Origin of the sequence: Rhizobium terrae (genome assembly GCF_003425685.1) — a bacterium.
Lineage (GTDB): Bacteria > Pseudomonadota > Alphaproteobacteria > Rhizobiales > Rhizobiaceae > Neorhizobium > Neorhizobium terrae.
The window spans coordinates 1-2547 of record NZ_QJKM01000060.1 but is presented as its reverse complement, the minus strand read 5'-3'; the positions used below and the strand labels follow the sequence as shown (position 1 = coordinate 2547).

Annotated in this window: 2 protein-coding genes; both read left to right on the top strand. The window is 65.6% G+C overall.

What is annotated here, in order from left to right:
- The first annotated feature begins 136 nt into the window (after positions 1 to 136).
- A complete protein-coding gene (locus DMO26_RS33295) occupies positions 137 to 1045 on the top strand; it encodes a tyrosine-type recombinase/integrase (RefSeq protein ID WP_117194251.1) in 909 nt (302 codons plus the stop codon).
- Between the two features lie 3 nt (positions 1046 to 1048).
- On the top strand, positions 1049 to 2242 hold the full coding sequence (locus DMO26_RS33290) for an IS91 family transposase (RefSeq protein WP_117196521.1): 1194 nt from the start codon (positions 1049 to 1051) through the stop codon (positions 2240 to 2242).
- Positions 2243 to 2547 lie beyond the last annotated feature (305 nt).

Here is a 2547-nt window from a genome sequence, read left to right as displayed (position 1 = left end):
GAGCCGAGGAACGAACCCGCTGCGCGGGAGGGCGTCTGCGGTTGAGATAGAGGGCACAGGCTGGAGGTTGCGCCTGGGTTGAACGTCGTCCGGCCAGGGCGGAGCATGACGAGCTTCTTCAACAAGGAGCCTGACCATGCAGTACCCCCATCTCGACACGCCCGTCAGCCCGCTGCGCCAGCGGTTGATCGACGACATGAACATGCGACGTTTCTCACGCGAAACGCAGCGCAACTATCTCCGCGACATCGGACGCCTGGCGACCTTCCTCGGGCGGTCACCAGACACGGCGACCGCCGACGACCTGCGCCGGTTCCAGATCGAGCAGCAGAACGATGGCGTTCCCGTTCCGACGATGAACAGCATCGTGTCGGCGTTACGCTTCCTCTTCACCCAGACCCTCGACCGCCCGGACCTGGCGCGCAGGCTCGTCCGGCTGGCGTATCCGCGTAACCTGCCTGTGGTGCTGAGCCGCGACGAGGTTGCCCGGTTACTCAATGCCACCACCTGCCTCAAGCATCAAGCGGCATTGTCGGTCGCCTATGGCGCCGGCCTACGTGTCGCGGAGGTCTCGATGCTGAAGGTTGCCGACGTCGACAGCGAGCGGATGTTGCTGCGCGTCGAGCGTGGCAAGGGCGGGCGCTATCGCAATGCCATGCTTTCGGAGGACCTGCTCACCCTGCTGCGCCAGTGGTGGAAGGTGGGGCGGCAGCAGGGTGTGATGCATCGCGACGGCTGGTTATTCCCTGGCCAACACGCAATGAAGCCGATCAGCACGCGGCAGCTCTATCGGATCGTCGTTGAGGCGGCCCAGGCCGCCGACATCGCCAAGCGGGTCGGGCCGCATACGCTGCGCCACAGCTTCGCCACCCACCTGCTGGAGGACGGCACGGACATTCGGATCATCCAGGTCCTGCTCGGGCACGCAAAACTCAACAACACCGCCCTCTACGCCAAGGTGGCGACCAAGACGGTCCGCAGGGTTACGAGTCCGCTCGACAAACTCGGCCTGTTCAAGCCGGAAGAAGCTTTCCCCGACGGTTGAGCCTTGCGTGCCTCGATCGAGGTCGCCGACATCTTCCGTGCTGCCGGCGCGGCGTACCGGCGCGCGCATGCAGGACATATGAGCCTGCCGCAACTGAAGGTGATGTCGGCGGTCGAGAACTGCCGCACTGCTGCCCTCGGCGGTCACGTCGAGGCCTGCGAGGACTGCGGCCAGCGGCGGATCGCCTACAACTCCTGCCGCAATCGGCATTGCCCAAAGTGCCAGGGCGCAGCGGCACGCACATGGCTTGCCGAACGCGAGGCTGATCTGCTTCCAGTCGGCTACTTCCACGTCGTGTTCACCCTGCCGGCCGAGGTCGCCGACATAGCGTTCCAAAACAAGGCGCTTGTCTACGACCTGCTGTTCAAGGCGGCGTCGGAGGCGATGCTGACCATCGCGGCCGATCCGAAGCACCTCGGCGCGCGCATCGGCATCACCGCCGTGCTCCACACCTGGGGATCGGCGATGACGCACCATCCGCATGTGCACATGATCGTTCCGGGCGGCGGCATCACGCCAGACGGAAGCCGATGGATATCATCGCGCCCGGCCTTCCTGCTTCCCGTACGCGTACTCGGCAAACTGTTTCGACGGCTGTTCCTCGTCCGGCTGGTCGCTCTGCACGACGCCGGGCGGCTCGGCTTCTTCGGCGCACTTGCTCATCTCGCCGAGCGGCGGGCATTCCTGTTGCATCTGTCACCGGTCCGGAAGAAGCGCTGGGTGGTCTATGCCAAGGCGCCGTTCGCGGGGCCAGAGGCAGTACTCGCCTACCTGTCCCGCTACACCCACCGGGTCGCAATCTCGAACCGCCGCCTGATCTCGTTCCACGAGACGGGTGTCACCTTCCACTACAAGGACTACCGCCGCGACGGCTGCGACCGGCAGCAGATCATGACGCTCGCGGTCGATGAGTTCATCCGCCGCTTCCTCCTCCATGTCTTGCCGCGCGGCTTCCACCGCATCCGGCATTACGGCCTGCTCGCCGGCTCAGCCCGCAAGACCAGCCTCACGCTCGCTCGCGAACTGATGCACGTCGCCGCACCAGCCGATGACGACACACCAGGCGAACCGGATGACTTTCGCCCGCCATGCCCCTGCTGCGGCGGACGAATGATCGTCATCGAGATGTTCGAACGCTGGAGGCAGCCGCGCGGACCGCCGGATGCGACGGCGACAAACCGGGAGACGGCTTCATGACCCGGCATGGCATGGCCAAGACTTCAGCCGCAGGCGCCCCGCCTACGGCAACCGACACCCACGCGCTCATGGTGATTATCGCCGCCGGAAGGGTCGCGACGAGCCAGGTGCCGGGCCAGCAAAACCACGCAAACGCGCAACGAAGCGGCCTGTCCGCATCCATCGCCCCACTCCCTGGCTGCGGTCGCGCCATCGCAGTCATCGGCCGCAGATCGAAATCTCCATAGCCCCCGACCGTGGCCCGCGGGTTCCTTCCTCGGGGACTTTCGTACGCCTCCGGCGCCCGAAACTCTTCACGAGAGTGG

Excerpts from the sequence above, each read along its gene's own strand:
- DMO26_RS33295 (WP_117194251.1), top strand. The coding sequence starts at position 137 with ATGCAGTACCCCCATCTCGACACGCCCGTCAGCCCGCTGCGCCAGCGG.